This window comes from Agromyces cerinus (genome assembly GCF_016907835.1).
Taxonomy (GTDB): domain Bacteria; phylum Actinomycetota; class Actinomycetes; order Actinomycetales; family Microbacteriaceae; genus Agromyces; species Agromyces nitratus.
The window spans coordinates 1,579,386-1,600,680 of sequence record NZ_JAFBCT010000001.1 but is presented as its reverse complement, the minus strand read 5'-3'; the positions used below and the strand labels follow the sequence as shown (position 1 = coordinate 1,600,680).

The 21,295-nt window shown below is 70.1% G+C and carries 18 protein-coding genes; 13 read left to right on the top strand and 5 right to left on the bottom strand.

Going from position 1 to position 21,295, the window contains the following annotated elements; genetic code table 11:
• Positions 1-65 precede the first annotated feature (65 nt).
• From JOE59_RS07380 to JOE59_RS07365, 4 genes are read left to right on the top strand one after another with little or no spacing between them, the layout of a single operon-like run.
• Complete coding sequence (locus JOE59_RS07380) at positions 66-878, top strand: ABC transporter ATP-binding protein (RefSeq protein WP_074259241.1); 813 nt, start codon at positions 66-68, stop codon at positions 876-878.
• A complete protein-coding gene (locus JOE59_RS07375) occupies positions 875-1,561 on the top strand; it encodes an ABC transporter permease (RefSeq protein ID WP_204459586.1) in 687 nt (228 codons plus the stop codon). The genes JOE59_RS07380 and JOE59_RS07375 overlap by 4 nt, the downstream gene beginning before the upstream one ends.
• On the top strand, positions 1,558-2,301 hold the full coding sequence (locus JOE59_RS07370; protein WP_204459585.1) for an ABC transporter permease: 744 nt from the start codon (positions 1,558-1,560) through the stop codon (positions 2,299-2,301). Before JOE59_RS07375 ends, JOE59_RS07370 begins: the two co-directional genes overlap by 4 nt.
• A complete protein-coding gene (locus JOE59_RS07365) occupies positions 2,298-3,224 on the top strand; it encodes an ABC transporter substrate-binding protein (RefSeq protein WP_204459584.1) in 927 nt (308 codons plus the stop codon). Before JOE59_RS07370 ends, JOE59_RS07365 begins: the two co-directional genes overlap by 4 nt.
• On the opposite strand, the gene JOE59_RS07360 is transcribed toward JOE59_RS07365, so the two are convergent.
• The 3 genes from JOE59_RS07360 to JOE59_RS07350 all read right to left on the bottom strand — a co-directional run bounded on the left by JOE59_RS07360 (position 3,221) and on the right by JOE59_RS07350 (position 5,362).
• Entirely contained in the window at positions 3,221-3,964 is a 744-nt protein-coding gene (locus JOE59_RS07360) for a DedA family protein (protein WP_204459583.1), read from the bottom strand. The genes JOE59_RS07365 and JOE59_RS07360 overlap by 4 nt on opposite strands.
• An 85-nt stretch (positions 3,965-4,049) precedes the next feature.
• A complete protein-coding gene (locus JOE59_RS07355) occupies positions 4,050-4,985 on the bottom strand; it encodes a M56 family metallopeptidase (RefSeq protein ID WP_204459582.1) in 936 nt (311 codons plus the stop codon).
• A gap of 2 nt (positions 4,986-4,987) precedes the next feature.
• Positions 4,988-5,362, bottom strand: a complete 375-nt coding sequence (locus tag JOE59_RS07350) for a BlaI/MecI/CopY family transcriptional regulator (RefSeq protein WP_204459581.1) — start codon at positions 5,360-5,362, stop codon at positions 4,988-4,990.
• Between the two features lie 111 nt (positions 5,363-5,473).
• Between JOE59_RS07350 and JOE59_RS07345 the strand changes: the two genes are divergently transcribed.
• The 6 genes from JOE59_RS07345 (at position 5,474) to leuS (ending at position 15,403) form a co-directional block, all read left to right on the top strand.
• The gene (locus JOE59_RS07345) at positions 5,474-6,886 is read left to right on the top strand and encodes a cytochrome ubiquinol oxidase subunit I (RefSeq protein ID WP_204459580.1); all 1,413 of its coding nucleotides are present in this window, start codon (positions 5,474-5,476) and stop codon (positions 6,884-6,886) included.
• Positions 6,887-6,896: 10 nt separating this feature from the next.
• Complete coding sequence (gene cydB / locus JOE59_RS07340) at positions 6,897-7,901, top strand: cytochrome d ubiquinol oxidase subunit II (protein ID WP_204459579.1); 1,005 nt, start codon at positions 6,897-6,899, stop codon at positions 7,899-7,901.
• Entirely contained in the window at positions 7,902-9,554 is a 1,653-nt protein-coding gene (cydD, locus tag JOE59_RS07335; protein WP_204459578.1) for a thiol reductant ABC exporter subunit CydD, read from the top strand.
• On the top strand, positions 9,547-11,271 hold the full coding sequence (cydC, locus tag JOE59_RS07330; RefSeq protein WP_204459577.1) for a thiol reductant ABC exporter subunit CydC: 1,725 nt from the start codon (positions 9,547-9,549) through the stop codon (positions 11,269-11,271). Before cydD ends, cydC begins: the two co-directional genes overlap by 8 nt.
• 9 nt (positions 11,272-11,280) lie before the next feature.
• Positions 11,281-12,753, top strand: a complete 1,473-nt coding sequence (pabB, locus tag JOE59_RS07325; RefSeq protein ID WP_204459576.1) for an aminodeoxychorismate synthase component I — start codon at positions 11,281-11,283, stop codon at positions 12,751-12,753.
• Positions 12,754-12,829: 76 nt separating this feature from the next.
• Entirely contained in the window at positions 12,830-15,403 is a 2,574-nt protein-coding gene (leuS, locus tag JOE59_RS07320; protein ID WP_204459575.1) for a leucine--tRNA ligase, read from the top strand.
• 81 nt (positions 15,404-15,484) lie between these two features.
• Here the strand turns inward: leuS and JOE59_RS07315 are convergent, their stop codons facing one another.
• The gene (locus JOE59_RS07315; protein WP_204459574.1) at positions 15,485-16,150 is read right to left on the bottom strand and encodes an HAD family hydrolase; all 666 of its coding nucleotides are present in this window, start codon (positions 16,148-16,150) and stop codon (positions 15,485-15,487) included.
• A gap of 64 nt (positions 16,151-16,214) precedes the next feature.
• Positions 16,215-16,595 (bottom strand): VOC family protein, encoded by a 381-nt coding sequence (locus JOE59_RS07310; RefSeq protein ID WP_204459573.1) that lies wholly within the window; start codon positions 16,593-16,595, stop codon positions 16,215-16,217.
• A 204-nt stretch (positions 16,596-16,799) separates the two neighbouring features.
• On the opposite strand from JOE59_RS07310, the gene JOE59_RS07305 reads away from it, so the two are divergent.
• The 3 genes from JOE59_RS07305 to JOE59_RS07295 all read left to right on the top strand — a co-directional run bounded on the left by JOE59_RS07305 (position 16,800) and on the right by JOE59_RS07295 (position 21,275).
• On the top strand, positions 16,800-18,092 hold the full coding sequence (locus tag JOE59_RS07305) for a Fic family protein (RefSeq protein WP_204459572.1): 1,293 nt from the start codon (positions 16,800-16,802) through the stop codon (positions 18,090-18,092).
• A gap of 135 nt (positions 18,093-18,227) precedes the next feature.
• A complete protein-coding gene (locus JOE59_RS07300; RefSeq protein ID WP_204459571.1) occupies positions 18,228-18,893 on the top strand; it encodes a ComEA family DNA-binding protein in 666 nt (221 codons plus the stop codon).
• On the top strand, positions 18,894-21,275 hold the full coding sequence (locus JOE59_RS07295; RefSeq protein WP_307836990.1) for a ComEC/Rec2 family competence protein: 2,382 nt from the start codon (positions 18,894-18,896) through the stop codon (positions 21,273-21,275). It abuts the gene before it with no gap.
• Positions 21,276-21,295 lie beyond the last annotated feature (20 nt).

Here is a 21,295-nt window from a genome sequence, read left to right as displayed (position 1 = left end):
TCGGCACGCGATTGGTGTTTGGCTGGAAGCCGGTTCGGCGAGTGCCGGGCGTGGAATGAGGCAGCATGATCGAGTTCCGTGGCGTCACCAAGCAGTTCCCCGACGGCACCGTCGCGGTGGCGGGTGTCGACATCGTGGTCCCGCCGCGCAAGACGACCGTCTTCGTCGGCTCCTCGGGTTCCGGCAAGACGACGCTCCTGCGCATGATCAATCGCATGGTCGACCCGACCGCGGGGCAGGTGCTGATCGACGGCACGGATGTCGCGACGCTCGAGCCGGTGGGGCTGCGACGCGGCATCGGGTACGTGATGCAGAACTCGGGGCTCCTACCGCACCGCAAGGTGATCGACAACGTCGCGACGGTGCCGCTGCTCCGGGGTGAGAAGAAGGCCGTCGCCCACGCTCGCGCACTCGAGCTGCTCGACACGGTGGGCCTCGACCGCTCGCTCGCCGACAAGTACCCGAGCCAGCTCTCAGGCGGCCAGCAGCAACGGGTGGGCGTCGCCCGCGGCCTCGCCGTCGACCCCAACATCCTGCTGATGGACGAACCGTTCGGCGCCGTCGACCCGATCGTGCGAGCGGAGCTGCAGCAGGAACTCCTCCGCCTGCAGGGCGAACTCGGCAAGACGGTCGTCTTCGTCACGCACGACATCGACGAGGCGTTCCTCCTCGGCGACCAGGTCGTGATCATGCAGCACGGTGGGCAGATCTCCCAGGCAGCGTCTCCGGCTGAGATCCTCGCGAATCCCGCCGACGACTTCGTCGCCGACTTCGTCGGGGCGAATCGCGGCAAGCGGGCGCTGCACCTGACCGAGGTCGATGGGCGCCGGATCGTCGTCGACGACGACGGACGCCCAGCGGGAGTGCTCGCCTCGTGAACTGGCTCTGGTCGAATCTCGACCTGGTCGGCGAACTGATGCTGACGCATCTGGCATTGTCGGTGCCCGCGATCATACTGAGCTTCGTGATCTCGGTTCCGATCGGATGGATCGCGCACCGGTACCGGTGGTCGCGAGGGGTGCTGCTCTCGCTCTGCGGCCTGCTCTACGCGATCCCGTCGCTCGCGCTGCTCATCGCACTGCCGATCGTCACCGGGCAGCGGACGACCTCCCCGGTCAACCTCGTGGTCGCGCTGACGCTGTACGGCATCGCGGTGATCGTGCGCACCGCTGCCGACGCCTTCGACGCGGTGGAGCCCGATGTGCGCCAGTCGGCGACGGCCATCGGCTATTCTGCGGCGGGTCGGTTCTGGGGCGTCGAGCTCCCGCTCGCGGGGCCGGTGCTGCTGTCCGGCCTCCGGGTCGTGATCGTGAGCACGGTGAGTCTCGCCACCATCGGCGCCGTCATCGGCGTGCAGAGCCTCGGCAGCCTCTTCACCGACGGCCTGCAACGCGGCATCCAGGCCGAGATCATCACCGGCATCGTGGCCACCATGGTGCTCGCCATCGGGCTCGACTGGGCGAGCGTGGCGATCGGCCGCATGCTGATGCCGTGGTGGCGGCCGAGCGCCGCGGAGCGTCGCCGCACCCTCGACCGCGTCGAGCGGGTGGACGCCGCATGAACCTCCTGCTCGAGGGCATCGCCTGGATCCTCGACCCGGCCAACTGGACCGGGGCGGGGTCGATCCCCGAGCGCATCGCCCAGCACCTCGCGATCTCGGCGACCGTGCTCGTGATCTCAGCGCTCATCGCCCTGCCGATCGGCATGCTGGTCGGGCACACCGGCCGCGGCAAGGAACTCGTCGTGACGGTCTCCGGCGGGTTGCGCGCGCTGCCGACACTGGGCCTGCTCACGCTCCTGGCACTGTGGCTCGGCATCGGCCTCCAGGCGCCGATCATCGCACTGGTCGTGCTCGCACTGCCGCCGCTGCTCGCCGGCGCCTACTCGGGGCTGGAGTCCGTCGACCGACGCACGGTCGACGCTGCGCGGGCGATGGGCATGCGCGAGGGGCAGATCATCGGCAGGGTCGAGGTGCCGCTCGGCATGCCGATCATCGTCGGCGGCATCCGCTCGGCCACGCTCCAGATCATCGCGACCGCGACACTCGCCGCCTACATCGCCGACGACGGGCTCGGCCGCTTCATCTTCGCCGGACTGAAGACCCGCGACTACGCCGAGATGCTCGGCGGCTCGATCCTCGTGATCCTGCTCGCCCTCGCCATCGACGGCCTCTTCGCGATCATCCAGCGCCTCGTCGTGCCCGCCGGCGTGCGGGCGAACAGAACCAGAGAGCTCCGCTCGCGGCCGCCCCGGCCACGAGCGGTCGTGGGGCGACCCATCACCGAAGGGAATCCAGAATGAACACCGCAGGAAAAGGCCGGCTCGTTGCACTCGCAGCAGTCGCGGTCGGGGCGACAGTGGCCCTGGCAGGGTGCGCGTCGGGCGATCCGCTGGACAGCGGATCGAGCACCGACGGCGCGTCGTCGGAGACGATCGTCGTCGGTTCGCAGGACTACTACTCCAACGAGATCATCGCCGAGATCTACGCGCAGGCGCTCGAGGAGAACGGCTTCACGGTCGATCGGCAGTTCCGCATCGGCCAGCGGGAGGTCTACATCCCCGAGATCGAAGCGGGCGAGATCGACGTCTTCCCCGAGTACACGGGCAATCTGCTCCAGTACTACGTGCCCGACACGACGGCGACGACGAGCGACGACGTCTACGCCGAACTCGAGACCTCGCTGCCCGAGGGCCTGCGTGTGCTCGACCAGTCGTCGGCGACCGATCAGGATTCGTACAACGTCACGAAGGAGTTCTCGGACGCCAACGGCGTGACGAGCCTCGCCGACCTCGCGAAGGTCACGACTCCGCTGACCCTGGGCGGCAACTCCGAACTCGAGACGCGCCCGTACGGTCCCGAAGGGCTCAAGTCGGTCTACGGGGTCGACGTGGCCTTCACGCCGATCGAGGACAGCGGCGGCCCGCTCACCCTCAAGGCGCTCGTGGACGACCAGGTGCAGCTCGTGAACATCTACAGCGCCGACCCGAACATCAAGGCCAACGACCTCGTGACGCTCGAAGACCCCGAGGGGCTCTTCCTGGCTTCGAACGTCGTGCCGGTCGTGAGCGAGAAGGTCACCGATGAGATCGCCGACGTCATCAACACCGTGAGCGCCGCGCTCAGTGCCGAAGACCTCGTCGCGCTCAACGCGCTGAGTGTCGACGAGCAGCAGTCGGCCGACCAGATCGCGAAGGACTGGCTCGCCGAGAAGTCGCTGTTCTAGCGGTTCGCGTCGAGATTCGAGGGGTCGGATGCCGCGGCATCCGACCCTTCGTCGTCGGCTGCGCCCGCCGCAGCCTCGGACGGCTCGTGGGCCGGGGCATCCGTGGCGGTCATGTGCTTGGCCTCGGAGCGGACGAGGAGTTTCTTCACGCCCCAGACGGCGGCGAGGAAGAGGGCGATGACGCCGACGAACAGGTAGCCCGCCCAGTGCAGCTCGCGGCTCAGTTCGCGGTAGCTCCCGGCGGCGAGCCAGCCGACGGTCACGTAGGAGAACGCCCAGATGACGCACGCGGGCACCGTCCACGCCATGAACTTGCGGTACCGCATCGAGCTCATGCCGACGGTGAGCGGGATGAGCGAGTGCAGCACGGGCAGGAAGCGGGAGATGAAGACCGCGGGGCCACCGCGTCGGTCGAGATAGCGCTCGGCGCGCGACCAGTTCTCGTCGCCGATCTTGCGCCCGACCCACGATCGGTGGATGTGCGGACCGAACCAGCGGCCGAGGGCGAACCCGATGCTCTCGCCGATCAATGCGCCGACGATGACGGTGATCGTGAGCGCGAAGTACTCGCCCGCTCCGTCGATGGCCGTCGAGGCCACGATCACGATCGTGTCGCCCGGCACGACGAGTCCGATGAGCACCGACGTCTCGAGCAGCATTCCGAGCCCGGCGAGCAGGGTGCGGGCGATCGGATCGACAGCCTGGACGGTGTCGAGAATCCAGTCGAGGATCTCGTTCATCGTTCGAGCGTAGCGAGGCGCGCTGGGCGCCGGCATCAGACTCGGGTCTGATTCGCCGGGGGAGCGGCTCGTACCGTGGTCGGGGTCAGGCGAGCGCGCCGAGCGTTGCGAGCAGCGCGACGATCGGCACGGCGACGATGATCGCCGCGGTCCACACGACGGCGGAACCGGTCAGCGGGCCGGAGAGCTGCTGGGGTTCGTCGAGCCGGGCGAGCCGCGCCTCGAGCATCGTGACGTCGGGAACGACGCCGCCGGAGTCGGCATACGCGCCGGGCTCGCCGCCGCTGCCGACCTGCAGCATCGCGCGGCGGAGCGCCTCGTCGTCGGACTCGCGACGTGCATGGTCGTCGGCGAGCATCTCGGCGAGGAGAGCCACCGACCGTTCGGCGCGGTTGGCGATCGGGAACCAGGGCAGCGCGCTGTGCCAGGCCCGGAACGCGAGGAGCACGAGATGGTGCAACTGGTCGAGGTGCGCGCGCTCGTGCGCGATGACGGCCCGCAGTTCGGCTTCGTCGAGCGCGTCGATGAGGCCGTCGGTGAGCACCGTCGCGGAGCGGATGCCCGGCACGCAGTAGGCGAGGGGCACCGGATGGGCGAGCACGCGAGTTCTCGGCTGACCGGGCATCGGGTCGCTGAGCAGGTCGATGAGCTGATGTTGGCGGCGGCGTTCGCGCTCGGCGCGCACCGCCGTGAGTGCGAGGTTGAGGGCGAGGTGCAGGGCGAGTCCGGCGGCGAGCGTGAGCGCGGCGAGGTGCACGACGCCGAACTCGGGCGGGATCGGGCCGGTGAAGAGAAGGGGGAGCAGGGCCTGGGCCGCGCCCAGCAGCGATCCGGCCGGAGACGCGCCGAAGACGAGCAGGCAGCCGATCATCGAGAGGCCGCCGCCGAGTGCGATCGCCTGCCAGAGTGCGAGGGCGATCGCCGGGGATCGGTTCGGCCAGGAGGCGCGCGACAGCACGAGGGGGATCGGCCACGCGAGCAGGAGTGCGAATCCGCCGAGCAGCACGGCGACGGCGAGCATCGTCAGGATCGCGAGAGGTCGTCGAGCAGGCGCCGCAGCGTTGCGGCCTCACCGGCGCTGACGGTGCCGACGAACCTGGCGAGCGCGGCATCGCGATCGCTGGCACGGTCGAGCACCTCGTGCATGAGCTCTGCGGTGTGCTCTTCGCGAGTGAGCAGCGCCCGGTAGCGGTGCGGGCGGGTGTCGCGGGCGCGCGACACGAAGCCCTTGCGCTCGAGTCGGGACAGCACGGTCAGCACGGTCGTCGTCGCGACGGCGCGGCCGGGCTCGCCATCGCTGAGGGCGAGGGCGTCGCGCAACTCGTTCGCCGTGAGCGCGGCGTCGCGCGACCACAGCACCTCCATCACGGAGCGCTCCAGTTCGCCGAGACTCGCCATGCCTCCAGACTACCGTCGTCGGGCGATTTGTTCTACGCTTCGTAGAAGAAGGTTCTACTGCGTGTAGAACAAAGACCGCGTCGCTTGCGATCGCGTGTGAAAGGGGCATCCGTGAACGAGCTGCTGGACCCGCTGCTGCTCGCCCGATGGCAGTTCGGGCTCACCACCGTCTACCACTTCCTGTTCGTCCCGATCACCATCGGCCTCGCGACCTCCACGGCCGTGTTCCAGACCGCGTGGTACCGCACCGGCAAGCTCGAGTACCTGAAGATCACGAAGTTCTTCGGCACGATCTTCCTCATCAACTTCGCCATGGGCGTCGTGACGGGCATCGTGCAGGAGTTCCAGTTCGGCATGAACTGGTCGGAGTACTCGCGCTTCGTCGGCGACGTGTTCGGGGCCCCGCTCGCGCTCGAGGGCCTGCTCGCCTTCTTCTTCGAGGCGACGTTCATCGGCCTCTGGATCTTCGGCTGGGACAAGCTGCCCCGCGGCCTCCACCTCGCGACGATCTGGTGCACGGCCATCGGCTCGATCGCCTCGGCGTACTTCATCATCGCCGCGAACGCGTTCATGCAGAACCCCGTCGGCTACGAGATGAACGTCGAACGAGGGCGCGCGGAGCTCGTCGACATCGGCGCGCTGCTGTCGAACCCCGTGGCGCTCGCGGCGTTCCCGCACACGATCGCGGCGAGCTTCATGGTGGCCGCCGGCCTCATCATCAGCGCCGCGGCCTGGCACCTCGCCCGCAACCAGCACCTCGACTCGATGCGCCCCGCACTGAAGTTCGGCCTCTGGGTCATGGTCGGTTCGGGCATCCTCACGACGCTCTTCGGCGACCAGCTCAGCCTCGCCATGGTGGCGACCCAGCCGATGAAGATGGCCGCCGCCGAGGCGATGTACGACACCGCATGCGGGGCGGATGCCTCGTTCTCGCTGTTCACCCTCGGCACCCCCGACGGCACGAGCGAACTCTTCTCGATCCGCGTGCCGTACCTGCTCTCGTTCCTCTCGACGCACACCTTCGACGGCTGCGTCGAGGGCATCAACGACCTCCAGGCGCAGTACCAGGAGCTCTACGGGCCCGGCGACTACACGCCCATCATCTGGGTCACCTACTGGTCGTTCCGCTGGATGATCGGCCTCGGCCTCGCTCACGTGCTCGTCGCCGTGGTCGGCCTCTGGCTCACCCGCAAGGGCCGCATGCCCAAGCAGGCCTGGATCTGGAAGGTCGCCATCTGGAGCTTCCCGCTCTCGCTCGCCGCGATGATCGTCGGCTGGATCTTCACCGAGATGGGCAGGCAACCCTGGATCGTGTTCAGCCTGCTGCCCACCGAATCGGCGGTGTCGCCGAACGTCACCGGGCTCGACGTGCTCATCTCCCTCGTGGCGTTCACCCTCATCTACGGCATCCTCGCGGTCGTCGAGGTGCGCCTCATCATCCGGGCCATCAAGAAGGGCCCAGCGGAGCTCGGCGAACCCGATCCCGAAACCGGCCGCGTCGAACCCGCCTCGACGGTCTACTAGGAGGACACCCATGGATCTCACAGTGCTCTGGTTCTGGATCGTCGCCTTCATGTTCGTCGGCTACTTCGTGCTCGACGGATTCGACTTCGGCATCGGCATGTCCCTCCCGTTCCTCGGGAAGGACGAGACCGATCGTCGCGTGCTGATCAACACGATCGGCCCCGTCTGGGACCTGAACGAGACGTGGGTGATCGTCGCCGGCGCCTCGCTCTTCGCCGCGTTCCCCGAGTGGTACGCCACGCTCTTCTCCGGGTTCTACCTCGCGTTGCTGCTCATCCTGCTCGCGCTCATCGCTCGCGGTGTCTCGTTCGAGTACCGCCACCAGCGACCCGAGTCGCGCTGGAAGAAGTGGTTCGACGGCATGATCGTCGTCGGGTCGGCGGTGCCGGCGCTCCTCTGGGGCGTCGCGTTCGCCAACATCGTGCAGGGTGTGCCGCTCGACGCGGATCACAACTACACGGGGACGCTCTTCGACCTGCTGAACCCGTACGCGCTGCTCGGCGGCGTCACGACCCTGCTGCTCTTCTTCACCCATGGCGTGGTGTTCGCCTCGCTGAAGACCGAGGGAGATCTGCGGGAGCGTGCGAGACGACTCGCCACGAAGTCGGGCCTCATCACGATCGTCGTCGCCGCGTCGTTCCTGCTCTGGACGGGGCTCGCCTTCGGCACGCTCTGGTTCTGGATCCTCGCGGCCGTCGCCGCGGTGGCCCTCATCGGCGGATGGATCGCGAACCTGCGCGGGGCGGAGGGCATCGCGTTCACCCTGCTCGCCATCACGGTCGCTGCTGCGGTGTTCGCCCTCTTCGCGGCGCTGTTCCCCGACGTGATGCCCGCCTCGAACGATCCGGCGAACAGCCTCACCATCGAGAACGCCTCGAGCACGACCTACACGCTCACCGTCATGAGCTGGGTGGCCGTGTTCTGCCTCCCGCTCGTGCTGCTCTACCAGGGGTGGACGTACTGGGTGTTCCGCAAGCGCGTCTCCCGCGCGTCGATCGAGGCGGCAGCGCACTAGGTGAGACCGCTCGATCCGCGGCTCCTCCGTCGCTCCCGCGCCGCTCGCGGCTTCCTCGCCGCGGGCGGCGCCCTCGCCCTGGTCCAGAGCGCGGCCATCGTGGCGTTCGCCTGGGCACTCGCGTCCCTCGTCACGGGATTCATCGACGGCATGCCGATGGCCGACGGCGTGCCGCTCCTCGTGCTGCTCGTGGCCGCGGCATCCGTTCGCGCCGTCGCCGCGTGGCTCTGGGACGTCGTGGGCTCGGCCGGCGCCACTCGGGTGAAGGCCGAGCTCCGCAGCGAACTGCTCGCGGCGCTCGAGGCCGAGCCAGAGGGGCTTCCGGACTTCCCGACGGCGCGCATCGCGACCCTGCTCGGTCCGGGGCTCGACGCCCTCGACGCGTACTTCGGACAGTACCTGCCGCAGCTCGTGTCGACGATCGTCGTCACCCCGATCCTCATCGCGATGGCATGGATCGCCGATCCGTTGTCGGGGCTCGTGCTCGTGATCGTGCTGCCGCTCATCCCGGTCTTCATGGCGCTCATCGGCATGGCCACGCAGGTGGTGCAGCGGCGGCAGTGGGAGAGTCTCGCGTCGCTGTCGCGCGGCTTCCTCGAGGTCGTCGGCGGATTGTCGACGCTGCTGCTCTTCCGCCGTGCGGAGCGCCAGACCGCCCGGATCAGGGCGGTCACCGACGACTACCGCTCGCACACCATGAAGGTGCTGCGCATCACCTTCCTCTCGGGCTTCACGCTGGAGTTCGCCGCGAGCCTCTCGGTGGCGCTCGTCGCCGTCTCGATCGGGCTGCGCCTCGTCGCAGGCGACATGCTGCTCATCGCCGGGCTGTTCGTGCTGGTGCTCGCGCCCGAGGTGTTCCTGCCGCTGCGCAACGTCGGCGCCGCCTTCCATGCGTCGACCGAGGGGGTCGCCGCGTCGGTCGACGCCTTCGACCTGCTCGACGCGGCCGAGCAGGCGCATCGGGTGCCGGTGCGCGACACGGCGGTCGTCGTCGACGCGATGAACGACGGCACGGATGCCGGTGGCGGCCTGCTGCTCCGCGGCATCAGGGTCAGGCGCGGCGACCGGGTCGTGCTCGACGGCCTCGACCTCGAAGCCCGCCGCGGTGAACTCGTCGCGGTGACCGGGGAAAGCGGTTCGGGCAAGTCGAGCCTGTTCGCGGCGCTGCTCGGCTTCGTGCCGATCGAGGGCGATGCGCGGCTCGACGGGTCGCGGCTCGGCGCCGGCGCGGGCGCCCGCTCGCAGGTCGCGTGGTCGGGGCAGACTCCGGCGCTCCTCGCCGGAACGATCGCCTCGAACGTGCGCCTCGGCGACGAAGACGCCGACCCCGCGCTCTGCGCGCGCGCCCGCCGGCTCGCGGGTGTCGAGCTGGATCCCGAACTGCGGCTCGGACCGGGCGGATCGGGCCTTTCGGGCGGCCAGGCGCAGCGCGTCGCGACCGCCCGGGCGATCCATCGGCTGCTCGCCCGCGACGCGCCGCTGCTGCTCCTCGACGAACCGAGCTCGGCGCAGGACGCCGACCGCGAGGTCGCCCTCGGCGATGCGCTCCGCGAACTCGCGGCAGACGGCCGCGTCGTCGTCGTCTCGACCCACCGAGCGGCACTCGCATCCCGGGCCGACCGCATCATCGAACTGGAGCCTGCGCATGTCTGACCCCGCGCGCGCCATGCTGCGCCGCTCCATCCCGAGTCCGCGCCGGCTCCTGCCCGCCGTGCTGTTCGGCATCGGCTCAGCCGGGTCGACGATCGTGCTGCTCGCGTGCTCGGCCTGGCTGATCGCCCGTGCCGATGAGCAGCCGCCCGTGCTGTACCTCTCGATGGCGATCGTCGGCGTGCGCGCGTTCGCGCTCGGCCGCTCGGTGTTCCGCTACCTCGAGCGGCTCACGGGCCACGACGCCTCGTTCCGGCAGCTCGCCACGATCCGTGCGGACGTGTTCGCGCGCATGTTGCCGATCGCCCCTGACGGCATCGCGGCGACACGACGTGGCGACCTGCTCGATCGCTTCGTGAGCGACGTCGACGAACTGCAGAACGTGCCGCTGCGTGCCGTGCAGCCGCTCGTGAGCGCGGCGATCGTGCTCGTGGCCGCCGTCATCGGCATCGGGTTCCTGGCGCCGCAGTCGGCCGTGGCCGTGCTGGTCTGCCTCGTCGTGGGCATCGGCGTGGCGCTGCTCGTGCAGCAGCGGGCGGTCGCCCGGGCCGAGCGCACCACGGCACCGCTCCGTGGCGAGCTGCAGGCGGCGATCGTCGAACACGTGCAGGCGCTCGACGTGCTCGTCGCCTTCGACGCCGCGGGCGCCGGGCGTCGACGCATCGACGAACTCGGCGCCGGGTACGCCAAGGCGACCCGGACCCGTGCGGCGGCGACCGGCGTCGCGGCGGCGGCGATGAGCGCGATCGGCGGATTCGCCGTGGCCGCGAGCCTCGCCGCGGCGGTGCCGCTCCTGCAAGACGGCCGCATCGACGGGCCCACCTTCGCAGTGCTCTGCCTCGTGCCCCTCGCGATCGCCGAGATCGCGACGGCCGTGCCGCTCGCGGCGTCGTCGCTCCGGCTCGCGCGTGCGAGCGCCTCCCGGGTCGCGGGAGCCGTGCCCGACACCGTGCCGGCGGGCATCCCCGTCGTGCCGGAATCGCCGGCGGCACCGCCGACGCAGGATGCGCCGCCGCTGATCGAGTTGCGCGGCGTGCAGGCGAGCTGGCCGGTGCTCGCGAACCCCGAGGGCGGCGGCGCAGGCACGGCCGCGACCGACGACGGCAGGGGAGCGGCCCTCACCCGGGTGGATCTCGCGATCGCGCCGGGCGAGCGGCTCCTCGTGCGCGGAGGTTCGGGAGCAGGCAAGACCACGCTCGCGCACGTGCTCGTGCGCTTCCTCGAGTACGCGGGTTCCTACCGCCTCGGCGGCATCGAAGCGTCGACCCTCGACCCCGCCGACGTGCGCGGCATCGTCGGACTCGTCGAGCAGCGGCCGTGGCTCTTCGATGAGGACGTTCGGCAGAACCTGATCTTCGCTCGCGACACCGCGAGCGACGACGAGCTGCTCGACGTACTCGAGCGCGTGGGCCTGCGCGAGTGGGTCGAGGAGCGTGGCGGCCTCGACGCGAAGGTCGGCGAGCGCGGCGCCCTCGTCTCGGGCGGGCAGGCGCAGCGACTCGCCCTGGCCAGGGCGATGCTCGCCCGATTCCCGGTTCTCGTGCTCGACGAGCCGACGGCGAGCGTCGACCCCGCACGCGCCGACGCGCTCCTTCGCGACCTGACCGACGCGGCGAGTCGCTCGGGCAGCAGCGTCGTGCTGATCTCGCACGCCCCGGTCGATCCCGCGCTCGTCGATCGCATCGTGACGATCGAAGACGGTCGCCTCCCGGCGATCTAGGCTGAGAGGATGCCGCGTCGCATCCGTCACCTCACCCTGCCGGTGTGGCGCGACCCCGAAGCGGTCTTCCGCACGTTCTTCGCCGAGTCGCCGTACGTCGTCTGGCTCGACGGGGGAGCGGATGCCGCGTCGGGATCGAGCGTGCTCGCGGTCCCGCACGAGCACTCCGAGTTCGTGACGGCCGACGTGGTGCGCGGCACGGTCTCGAGGTCACGGCCGGCGGCCTCGGATGCCGCGGTGCAGGCGACCACGACGGCCGGCTCGATCTTCGACGTGCTCGGCGAGATGTTCGCCGAGCACCGACCGGCACCGGGCGACGACTCCATCGGGTCCGCCGATGACGGCGGCCCGATCGGCTGGTTCGGCTGGTTCGGCTACGAGCTCGGCGCGCAGCTGAACGAGGTGCCGATCGCCGAAGCCGAGACGCCGGATGCCGCGTTCCTCTTCATCGACCGGGCGATCGTCTTCGATCACGGCGCACGATCGGTGCGGCTCGTCTGGCTCGACGACGACGAGTCCGCCGCGCCAGGCCCGGCGGAGGCGTGGGCGACCGAACTCGCGGCCGGCATCGAACGGCTCGACGCGGCATCCGCGCCCGTGATCTCGCCGGTCGCGTCGCCGGCAGGCGCGGGTCCTGACCGCGCGCCGACGCGCTGGCGTCATGATCCGCAGCGCTACGAGCAGCTCATCGCCGAATGCCAGGCCGCGATCATCCGCGGCGACGCGTACCAGCTCTGCCTCACGAACCGGGTCGACGTCGACGTGCACCCCGATCCGGCCACCGCCTACCTGGCGCTCCGCGCCTCGAGCCCGAGCCATCACGGCGGGTACCTGCGCTTCGGTGACACCGCGCTGCTCAGCGCCTCGCCCGAGCAGTTCCTCCACGTCGAACCCGGAGGCATCGTCTCGACGAAGCCGATGAAGGGCACTCGGCCGCGAAGCGCCGACCCCGAGACCGACGCCGCCCTTCGCCGGGAACTGCTCGCCAGTGAGAAGGAGCGCGCCGAGAACCTCATGATCGTCGACCTCATGCGCAACGACCTCGGCCGCATCGCCGAGCTCGGCACCGTCGAGGTGCCCAGCCTCCTCGACGTCGAGGAGTACGCCCACGTGCACCAGTTGGTCTCGACGGTGACCGCGCGGCTGCGGCATCCGCTCACCGCGCTCGACGCCGTGCAGTCGGCGTTCCCTGCGGGCTCGATGACGGGGGCCCCGAAGCACAGCGCCATGACGATCCTGCACGAGCTCGAGCAAGGGCCGCGGGGGATCTACTCCGGGGCCTTCGGCTACCTCGGCGTCGACGGCAGCGCCGACCTCGCGATGGTGATCCGCTCGATCGTGCTCACGCCGAACGGCGCATCCATCGGCACCGGCGGCGGAATCACCGCGCTCTCAGTCGCCGCGGAGGAGGTCGAGGAGACCCGCATCAAGGCGCGTGCCCTGCTCGCGGTGCTCGGCGCGGAGATGCCCGCCTCCGAGTGAGTAGGCTTGATATCCGAGTGCGCCGTGATCCGGCGCGCCCGCCAGCCTTCCCGAGCGATACACGATTGAGAGTCACGTGGCACACGACCAGGACCCAGCGCACGCCGATGCCGGCGCGTACGACTTCGCTGCCATCCAGGCGAAGTGGCTTCCCGTGTGGGATGAGTCCGAGCCGTTCCGTGCCGGGCTTCCCGGCGACACGAGGCCGCGCAAGTACATCCTCGACATGTTCCCCTACCCCTCGGGCGACCTGCACATGGGTCACGCCGAGGCGTTCGGCTACGGCGACACCGTGGCGCGCTACTGGCGCCACCAGGGCTTCGACGTGCTGCACCCGGTCGGCTGGGACTCCTTCGGGCTGCCGGCCGAGAACGCCGCCATCAAGCGCGGCATCGACCCGCGCGGGTGGACGTACGAGAACATCGAGCAGCAGAAGCGCTCGTTCCGCCAGTACGCACCGTCGTTCGACTGGTCGCGTGAGCTCCACACGAGCGACCCCGAGTACTACAAGTGGAACCAGTGGCTGTTCCTGAAGCTCTACGAGCAGGGCATCGCCTACCGCAAGGCGGGCCAGGTCAACTGGTGCCCCAACGACCAGACGGTGCTCGCCAACGAGCAGGTCATCGACGGGCACTGCGAGCGCTGCGGTGCGGTCGTGACGAAGAAGGCCCTGACGCAGTGGTACTTCCGCGTCACCGACTACGCCGACCGGCTGCTCGACGACCTGAACCAGCTCGAGGGCGCCTGGCCCTCGAAGGTGCTGTCGATGCAGCGCAACTGGATCGGCCGCTCCTCGGGCGCCGACGTCGAGTTCGAGATCGAGGGGCGCGAGGAGCGCATCCCGGTCTTCACGACGCGCCCCGACACCCTCTTCGGCGCGACCTTCATGGTCGTCGCTCCCGACTCCGACCTCGCGGCCGAGCTCGCGAGCGGCGCGTCCGCCGAGGTGCGCATGCGCTTCCAGGACTACGTCGACTCGGTGCGCGCCGAGAGCGACATCGACCGGCTCGCGACCGACCGCCCGAAGACGGGCGTCTTCCTCGAGCGTTACGCGATCAACCCCGTCAACGGCGAGCGCCTGCCGATCTGGGCCGCCGACTACGTGCTCGCCGACTACGGTCACGGCGCGATCATGGCCGTTCCGGCGCACGACCAGCGCGACCTCGACTTCGCGCGCGCGTTCGACCTTCCCGTGCGCGTCGTCGTCGACACGAACGCTCCCGTCACGGGCGTGATCCCGGTGATCCCGCTCGACGAGAACGGCGACCCGTACCTGCCCGACGACCTCCCGCTCGAAGACCCGGCGTCGACCGGCGTCGCGCTCGCGGGCGAGGGCCGACTCATCAACTCCGGACCGCTCGACGGACTCTCGAAGTCCAACGCGATCCGTCGCGTCATCGAGATCCTCGCCGAGCGCGGCCTCGGCCGCTCGTCGAAGAACTACCGCCTGCGCGACTGGCTGATCTCGCGCCAGCGCTACTGGGGCACGCCGATCCCGATCATCCACTGCCCCGATTGCGGGGAGGTGCCGGTCCCCGAGGCCGAGCTGCCGGTGCGACTGCCGGATGCCGCGGGGCTCGACCTGAAGCCGAAGGGCGCGAGCCCGCTCGGCGCGGCAGAAGACTGGGTCAACGTCGCGTGCCCGAACTGCGGGGGAGCGGCCCGCCGCGACTCCGACACGATGGACACCTTCGTGGACTCTTCGTGGTACTACCTCCGCTACCTCGACCCCAACAGCGACGAGCGCGCCTTCGACCCGGCCGAGGCCGAGAAGTGGGCGCCCGTCGACCAGTACGTCGGCGGCGTCGAGCACGCCATCCTGCACCTGCTGTACTCGCGCTTCATCACCAAGGTGCTCTTCGACCTCGGCTACCTGAGCTTCACCGAGCCGTTCACGTCACTGCTCAACCAGGGCATGGTCATCATGGACGGCACGAAGATGTCGAAGTCCAAGGGCAACCTGGTGGAGTTCGCGAGCGAGCTGCGGGCGCATGGCGCCGACGCGCTGCGCGTCACGCTGGCGTTCGCCGGCCCGCCCGAAGACGACATCGACTGGGCGGATGTCTCGCCGGTCGGCGCGTCGAAGTTCCTGGCCCGCGCCTGGCGCATCTCGGGCGAGATCACCTCGAGCCCCGACGTCGAGTGGAAGACGGGCGACGCATCGCTCCGCCGGGTCACGCACCGTCTGCTCGCCGATGCCCCCGGCCTCGTCGAGGCGTTCAAGTTCAACGTGGTCGTCGCCCGACTCATGGAGCTCGTGAACGCGACCCGCAAGGCGATCGACTCCGGCGCGGGCGCCGGTGACGCCGCGGTGCGCGAGGCGGCCGAGGTCACCGCGATGATCCTCGACCTGTTCGCGCCGTTCACGGCAGAGGACATGTGGCAGCGGCTCGGCTACGAGCCCACGATTGCGCTCGTGCCATGGCGCAAGGCCGATCCCGCGCTCCTCGTCGAGGAGTCGGTGACGGCGATCGTTCAGGTCGACGGCAAGGTGCGCGATCGACTCGAGGTGTCGCCGAAGATCTCGAGCGACGAGCTCGAGGCGATGGCGCGTGCGTCGGCAGCGGTCGTCCGCTCGATCGGCGAGCGTGAGATCGTCAACGTGATCGTGCGCGCGCCGCGTCTCGTGAACATCGCGACCCGGGGCTGATCGTGCGAACCCTCCCCGAAACGGGGAGGGTTCGACTTCCGGTGCTCGCCGGCGACCAGCGCCGGGGTGACAGCTGCCCGGTCATGACGGCAGAGCGAGTTCGAAGGCGCGGTGCATCTGCTCCGGTCGAGCGATCATGCACTGCATTCCGAGAGCCGCCGCACCGCCGTCGTCGCGCGACGAGTCGCCGATCATGACGCAGTGCCTCGGGTCGACGCCGAGCGAGTCCGAGGCGAGTCGGAAGATCCGCGGATCGGGTTTCGCGTACCCGACCTCATACGACAGGATCACCGCATCGAACGCGGACGCGAGCCCCCAACGCTGCAAGGCGGGTCGGACATCCAGTGCGATGTTCGACACGACGGCCAGGGGCATCCCGATGTCGGAGGCGCGTGCGATGAATGCAGCGGCGCCGGCGTTCAGCATCCATTGCTGAGGCATCGTCTCGTACAGGGCTTCTGCGAGTTCGGTCGACACGCGATCGTCGCGGGAGATCGTCGACACGAATGCGTGGCGATGCGAGGTGGGGTCGAGGTCCCAGTCCAGTGTCGGGAACCGCTGCCCCGCGTCTGCCCACACGTTCCGAATCCGATCGGAGAGCCCCGCGGACGGGTCGACGTCGTGGGGCACCCGCGTGCGCGCATCGGCGATCCACTCGTCGACCGATCGAGCGACGGCCAGGGTGCCGTGGAAATCGAGGAGCACCGCGCGCGGGTGACGGTGAGGTGGACGCGCTTCGGGACTCATGCCGCTCATTCTCCCGCGCTGCGCGAAGGGCGGAGCCGATCGGAGGGATGGGGTGCCGGCGGGGTCAGGCCCAGGACTGCTTCTGCGAGTCGACCAGGTGGATCACGTCTGACGGCGAGGAGATCCAGAACCCGTCGAACCCGGCGCCGAGGTCTTCGATCTCGTCGCGTCGCGCGATCCCGGCGTTCTCCAGCACCTCCGCTGCCGATCCGGTGTCGGAAGCCACCAGCTCGAGCCACACTTCGGCCTGCGAGAGCCCTGGACAATTGTCGATCCAGAGGTTGCAGTGGCCGAATTCGAATCCCGTGGCATCACCGTTCGGTCCGGAGACCGCTGGGAGCTGCAGGATGTCGCGATAGAACCTGACCGTCGCCTCGTAGCGGTGCGGCGGCACCTTCAGGGCGACGTTGCGACCGCCTGAGAACGCGGGATGCTGATCGGTCATGGTGTGCTCCTCGATTCGAGTTGGCCTGGCAGGTTGATGCAACCTTAGAGTTGCACCATCGAGAGTGCAATCTTCGAGTTGCACCAAGTCGACCGAGGTTCGGGTTCTTCATTGCGGGTGCCAGAGTGCGGCGAAGGTCTATATTTACTTTCGTTGCGGTAAAGTAGATATAGCCCAACGCCCATCGACGTGAGGAAGCGACCCATGGCCCATTACGTCGACCTGCTCTGGAACCCCGAAGACGCCTCGCACCTCGGCCGCAAGGACCGTGCGCCCGGCCGGTACCGGGCGTACGTTCCCGATGAGCTCGGTGAGGAGCTGCCCGCGATCAGTCCGGCGGCGCAGCGCGCCGCCGAGGATGCGCTGGCGGTGCTCGCACGTGCCGACGAGCGCATCGGCGAACGAGGGCGCTTCCTCAACCACCTGCTGATCCGCTCGGAGAGCATCTCGTCGTCATGGATCGAGGGGAACAGCGTCACCCCGAAGAAGCTCGCCATCGCGGAGCTGCTTCAGCACAGCCCCACCGGGCACAGCACGCGAGTCGCCGTGGAGGTCGTTGCGAACGTGCGAGCGACCGAAGCGGCGATCACGGAACTCGGCGACTTCGACCGCGCGGTCACGACAGCCGACATCGAGCGCCTGCAGCACGTCATCGAGCCCAGGCTCGAGTCCGGCTTGCGCACCGTGCAGAACTGGGTCGGAGGGCCCGGATGGAGCCCGCTCCGCGCAGACTTCGTACCGCCCCCCGAGAGCGAGGTGCAGCGCCTGGTCGACGACCTCGCGCGCTTCGTGACCGCGACCGAGGGGAACCCCGTCGTGCGCGCGGCGATCGCACACGCCCAGTTCGAGACGATCCATCCGTTCATCGACGGCAACGGCCGCACCGGCCGGGCGCTGATCCACACCGTGCTCCATCGCGCGGACGCGCTGCGGAACACGCTCATCCCCATCAGCACGGTCTTCGCCGGCGCCAAGGATCGCTACATCGCAGGACTCACCGCGTTCCGGCAGATCCCGTCGCACCTCGACGACTGGATCATCGGCTTCGCAGAAGCGGCCGAGCTGGCGGCGGGCAACGCCGTCAGGCTCGCTGCAGACATCGCCGACCTCGATGAGAAGGTGCGAGCGGACCTGATCCGCTTCCGCGAGGATCAGGCGATCACGCCCGCGGCTCCGCGTCGTGATGCCGTGGTGCTCAAGATCCTTGACGCGCTGGCCACGGATCCGGTCCTGACCATCGAGAAGACGGCCGAACAGCACGGGGTGTCCACGGCGGCCGCGCATCGCGCGCTGGTGCAACTCGCCGAGGCGGGCATCCTCGGTCGGACGAAGGACCACAAGGGCAAGCTGATCTGCTGGACGGCAGACCAGCATCTGGCGCTCGTCAGCCTGACCGAGCGCAGCAACCGGGTCGGAGCAGGCGACACCGAGCACGGCGGCCCGCGTCTCGGTCCGCCGGCGCCGGCCGTCGGCCGGGTCGGCGCGCTGCGAGCGTAGGTGCTGCGGCGAGGTCTACGGCGAGATCGCGCCTCTGATCGACACTCCTCCTCGACAGCGGAGGAGTGCCGCCCCGCTTGCACCGAGCGCCGCCGGCCGCACCTCGAATGATGCCGATCGTCCTACCGTGCAGGCATGCCCGCTCGCGATGCCGTCGACCCGTTGGCGGTGCTCGATCCCTCCGCCCGCCGCGCGAGCCCACGCATCCGGGTCGGCGTCGGCGCTGCCGTGGTGCTGTTCGTGCTCGCAGTCGCGATCGCGGCGCTCATGTCGTTCGGTGCAGGCGGGGGCGGCGAGCAGGCGCGCATCGAGGCATCCGGCGACCGAGCGGATGCCTCGGCCGACCCGTCATCGACCGTGGGTGCGCCGTCGGTGCTCGTGCACGTACTCGGTGCCGTGGTGCGGCCCGGGCTCGTCGAGCTCGACGCGGGTGCTCGGGTCGTCGACGCCATCGCGGCGGCGGGAGGTCTGGCACCCGACGCCGATCCGGCGGGGGTGAATCTCGCGCGTCCGCTCGTCGACGGCGAGCAGCTCGCGGTGCCGGTGGTCGGTCAGGTGCCGCCGCCCGCTGCCGAGGGTGCGTCGGTGCCCGGTACCGGACCCGCTGACGGCCTCGTGCATCTGAACAGCGCAGACCTCACCGAGCTCGACACGCTCCCGCGCATCGGACCGGCGCTCGCGCAACGCATCATCGACTGGCGCGACGCCAACGGCCAGTTCACGTCCGTCGACCAACTGCTCGACGTCGCAGGCATCGGCGACGCCGTGTTCGCGGGCCTCGAGCCGCTCGTGGCGCTCTGAGTGCGCGACCTCCGCCTGCTCCTGCCCGCGATGTCCGCGTGGGCGGTGGCGTGGTGCGCCATCGGTATCCCCGGAGGCGCTTCAGGGGCAGCGCTCGTCGCGTGGGCGCTGTGGGCGACGGCGTGCCTCGCTGCAGTTCTCGCGGTCATCGGAGTGCTGCGCGAGCGTCGTCGGGCTGCGGCGCTCAGGGATGGCGCCGTCGCCGCACCGTTCGTTCGCGCGGCGGCGACGGCGCTCGTCGTGGTGTCGGGCGGCGCCCTCGTGGCGAGCTCCGTGGCGCTCGGGCTCGGCACGCGAGAGTCCTCGCCACTCGCCGTCGCGGCCCAGGACCATCGATCACCCGAGGTCACGATCGAACTCACCGGCGCCCCGCGGGCGATGCGCTCGAACTGGTTCGCCGAGGGCGACACTCCGCCGCTCCGGGTCGAGGGCAGACTCGTCGTCATCGACGACGCCGCGGCGCACGCGGTACCGGTGACGACGGCGCTGTCGCTGCCCGCGGGTGAACTGCAGCTCGGCGCCCGGGTCACGTTCGCGGCTCGTGTCACAGCATTGCCGGCCGATGAAGGGTCGGCGTTCCGGTTGGCGCCGGTGGGAGACATCCGTTCGGTCTCGCTGCCACCGCCGTGGCTCGCGTGGACCGTCGGCCTGCGCACCGGCTTCGCCGAGACCGCCGGCGCGCTCGGCGGCGACGGCGGAGCGCTCGTGCCCGGGCTCGCCATCGGCGACACGAGTGCCGTCGACGAGGGCCTCGACGCGGCCATGAAGGCGTCGTCGCTGAGCCATCTGACGGCGGTCTCGGGGGCGAACTGCGCCATCGTGACCGCAGCGGCATTCGCCTTCGCCGCGCTGCTCGGCCTGCCTCGACTGCTGCGTGTCGTGCTCGCCCTTGCGGCTCTCGCCGGGTTCGTGGTGCTCGTCACACCCGAGGCGAGCGTCGTTCGTGCAGCGACGATGGCCGTCGTCGTGCTCGTGGCGGTCGCAGCGGGTCGGCCGGGTGGCGGCTCCGCCGCGCTCTCACTGGCGGTCGTCGTGCTGCTGGTGGCCGACCCGTGGTACGCCCGCGACTACGGGTTCGCGCTGTCGGTGTTCGCGACGGCAGGGCTCCTGTTGCTCGCCCGGCCGCTCACCGTCGCACTCGCACGCTGGATGCCGCTGCCTGTCGCCGCCGTCATCGGCGTGCCGCTCGCCGCCCAGTTGGCCTGCCAGCCGGTGCTCGTGCTGCTCGACCCTGCGCTCGCCCTCTACGGTGTGCCGGCGAACCTGCTCGCGGCACCTGCAGCGCCCATCGGCACGGTGGTCGGGCTTATCGGCTGCCTGCTCCTGCCGGTGCTGCCCTCGGTCGGGTTCGCGTGCCTCCAGCTCGCGTGGCTGCCCGCCTCGTGGATCGCATTGCTCGCTCGGGCCTCGTCGACCATGCCTGCGGCCCGCCTCGAATGGCTGCCGGATGCCCCGGGTGCGCTGCTGCTCGCGGCATGCACGGCGCTCGCACTCTGGCTCCTCCTGGGGTCGCGGCGTCGACGGCGACTCCGCGGCATCGCGGGAGCGGTGCTCGTCGTGGCGATCGCCGTGCCGGTGGGACTCTTCGCCGGCAGGCCGCTCATCGGCGCGGCGACGCGGCCGACCGAATGGGATGTCGCCGCGTGCGACATCGGGCAGGGCGACGCGGTGTTCGTGCGCTCAGGCGAGGCGACGGCGCTGATCGACACCGGGCCGGATCCTGCCGCGCTCTCGCGCTGCCTGGGTCTGCTCGGCATCTCCCGCATCGACCTGCTCGTGCTGACGCACTGGGATGCCGATCACGTCGGGGGAGTGCCGGCGGTCGCCGGTCTCGTCGAGACCGTTCTCCATGGCCCGCTCGACGGCGACCGGTCGACGCGTGCGCTGGATCCGCTCGTCGCGGCGGGCGCTGAGCCGGTCGAGGTGGTGGCCGGCTTCGGCGGCAACCTCGGCGACGCGCGCTGGCGCGTGGTCTGGCCTCGACCAGACGCGCCGCCGGGCAACGACGCCAGCGTGGTGCTCGACGTCTCGACACCCGAGTACCGTGGCCTCTTCCTCGGCGACCTCGGTGAGGAGGCGCAGGCCCGGGTGCTGCGGTCCGCGACGCTCGGCCCGGTCGATCTCGTGAAGGTCGCGCATCACGGTTCAGCCGACCAGAGCGAGCGTCTCTACGACGAGCTCGCTGCAACGGTCGGGGTCATCGGAGTGGGCGCCGACAACGGTTACGGCCACCCGACGGACCGGCTCCTCGACCTGCTGCGTGCGAACGGCACGGCGGTGGTGCGCACCGATCAGTCGGGCGCCGCGCTGTTGACCGCTGAAGCCGGCGGCTTCGAGCTCTGGACCGAGCGCGACTCCGCCGGTGTCGCCGGCGGCCCGTAGACTCGTTGTGACGAACGGGA

What these genes read in the sequence shown, in the direction of transcription:
- JOE59_RS07380 (WP_074259241.1), top strand. Translation starts at nt 66, where the DNA reads ATGATCGAGTTCCGTGGCGTCACCAAGCAGTTCCCCGACGGCACCGTC.
- JOE59_RS07370 (WP_204459585.1), top strand. Translation starts at nt 1,558, where the DNA reads ATGAACCTCCTGCTCGAGGGCATCGCCTGGATCCTCGACCCGGCCAAC.
- JOE59_RS07365 (WP_204459584.1), top strand. Translation starts at nt 2,298, where the DNA reads ATGAACACCGCAGGAAAAGGCCGGCTCGTTGCACTCGCAGCAGTCGCG.
- JOE59_RS07360 (WP_204459583.1), bottom strand. Translation starts at nt 3,964, where the DNA reads ATGAACGAGATCCTCGACTGGATTCTCGACACCGTCCAGGCTGTCGAT.
- JOE59_RS07355 (WP_204459582.1), bottom strand. Translation starts at nt 4,985, where the DNA reads ATGCTCGCCGTCGCCGTGCTGCTCGGCGGATTCGCACTCCTGCTCGCG.
- JOE59_RS07350 (WP_204459581.1), bottom strand. Translation starts at nt 5,362, where the DNA reads ATGGCGAGTCTCGGCGAACTGGAGCGCTCCGTGATGGAGGTGCTGTGG.
- cydB (WP_204459579.1), top strand. Translation starts at nt 6,897, where the DNA reads ATGGATCTCACAGTGCTCTGGTTCTGGATCGTCGCCTTCATGTTCGTC.
- cydC (WP_204459577.1), top strand. Translation starts at nt 9,547, where the DNA reads ATGTCTGACCCCGCGCGCGCCATGCTGCGCCGCTCCATCCCGAGTCCG.
- pabB (WP_204459576.1), top strand. Translation starts at nt 11,281, where the DNA reads ATGCCGCGTCGCATCCGTCACCTCACCCTGCCGGTGTGGCGCGACCCC.
- JOE59_RS07315 (WP_204459574.1), bottom strand. Translation starts at nt 16,150, where the DNA reads ATGAGTCCCGAAGCGCGTCCACCTCACCGTCACCCGCGCGCGGTGCTC.
- JOE59_RS07310 (WP_204459573.1), bottom strand. Translation starts at nt 16,595, where the DNA reads ATGACCGATCAGCATCCCGCGTTCTCAGGCGGTCGCAACGTCGCCCTG.
- JOE59_RS07305 (WP_204459572.1), top strand. Translation starts at nt 16,800, where the DNA reads ATGGCCCATTACGTCGACCTGCTCTGGAACCCCGAAGACGCCTCGCAC.
- JOE59_RS07300 (WP_204459571.1), top strand. Translation starts at nt 18,228, where the DNA reads ATGCCCGCTCGCGATGCCGTCGACCCGTTGGCGGTGCTCGATCCCTCC.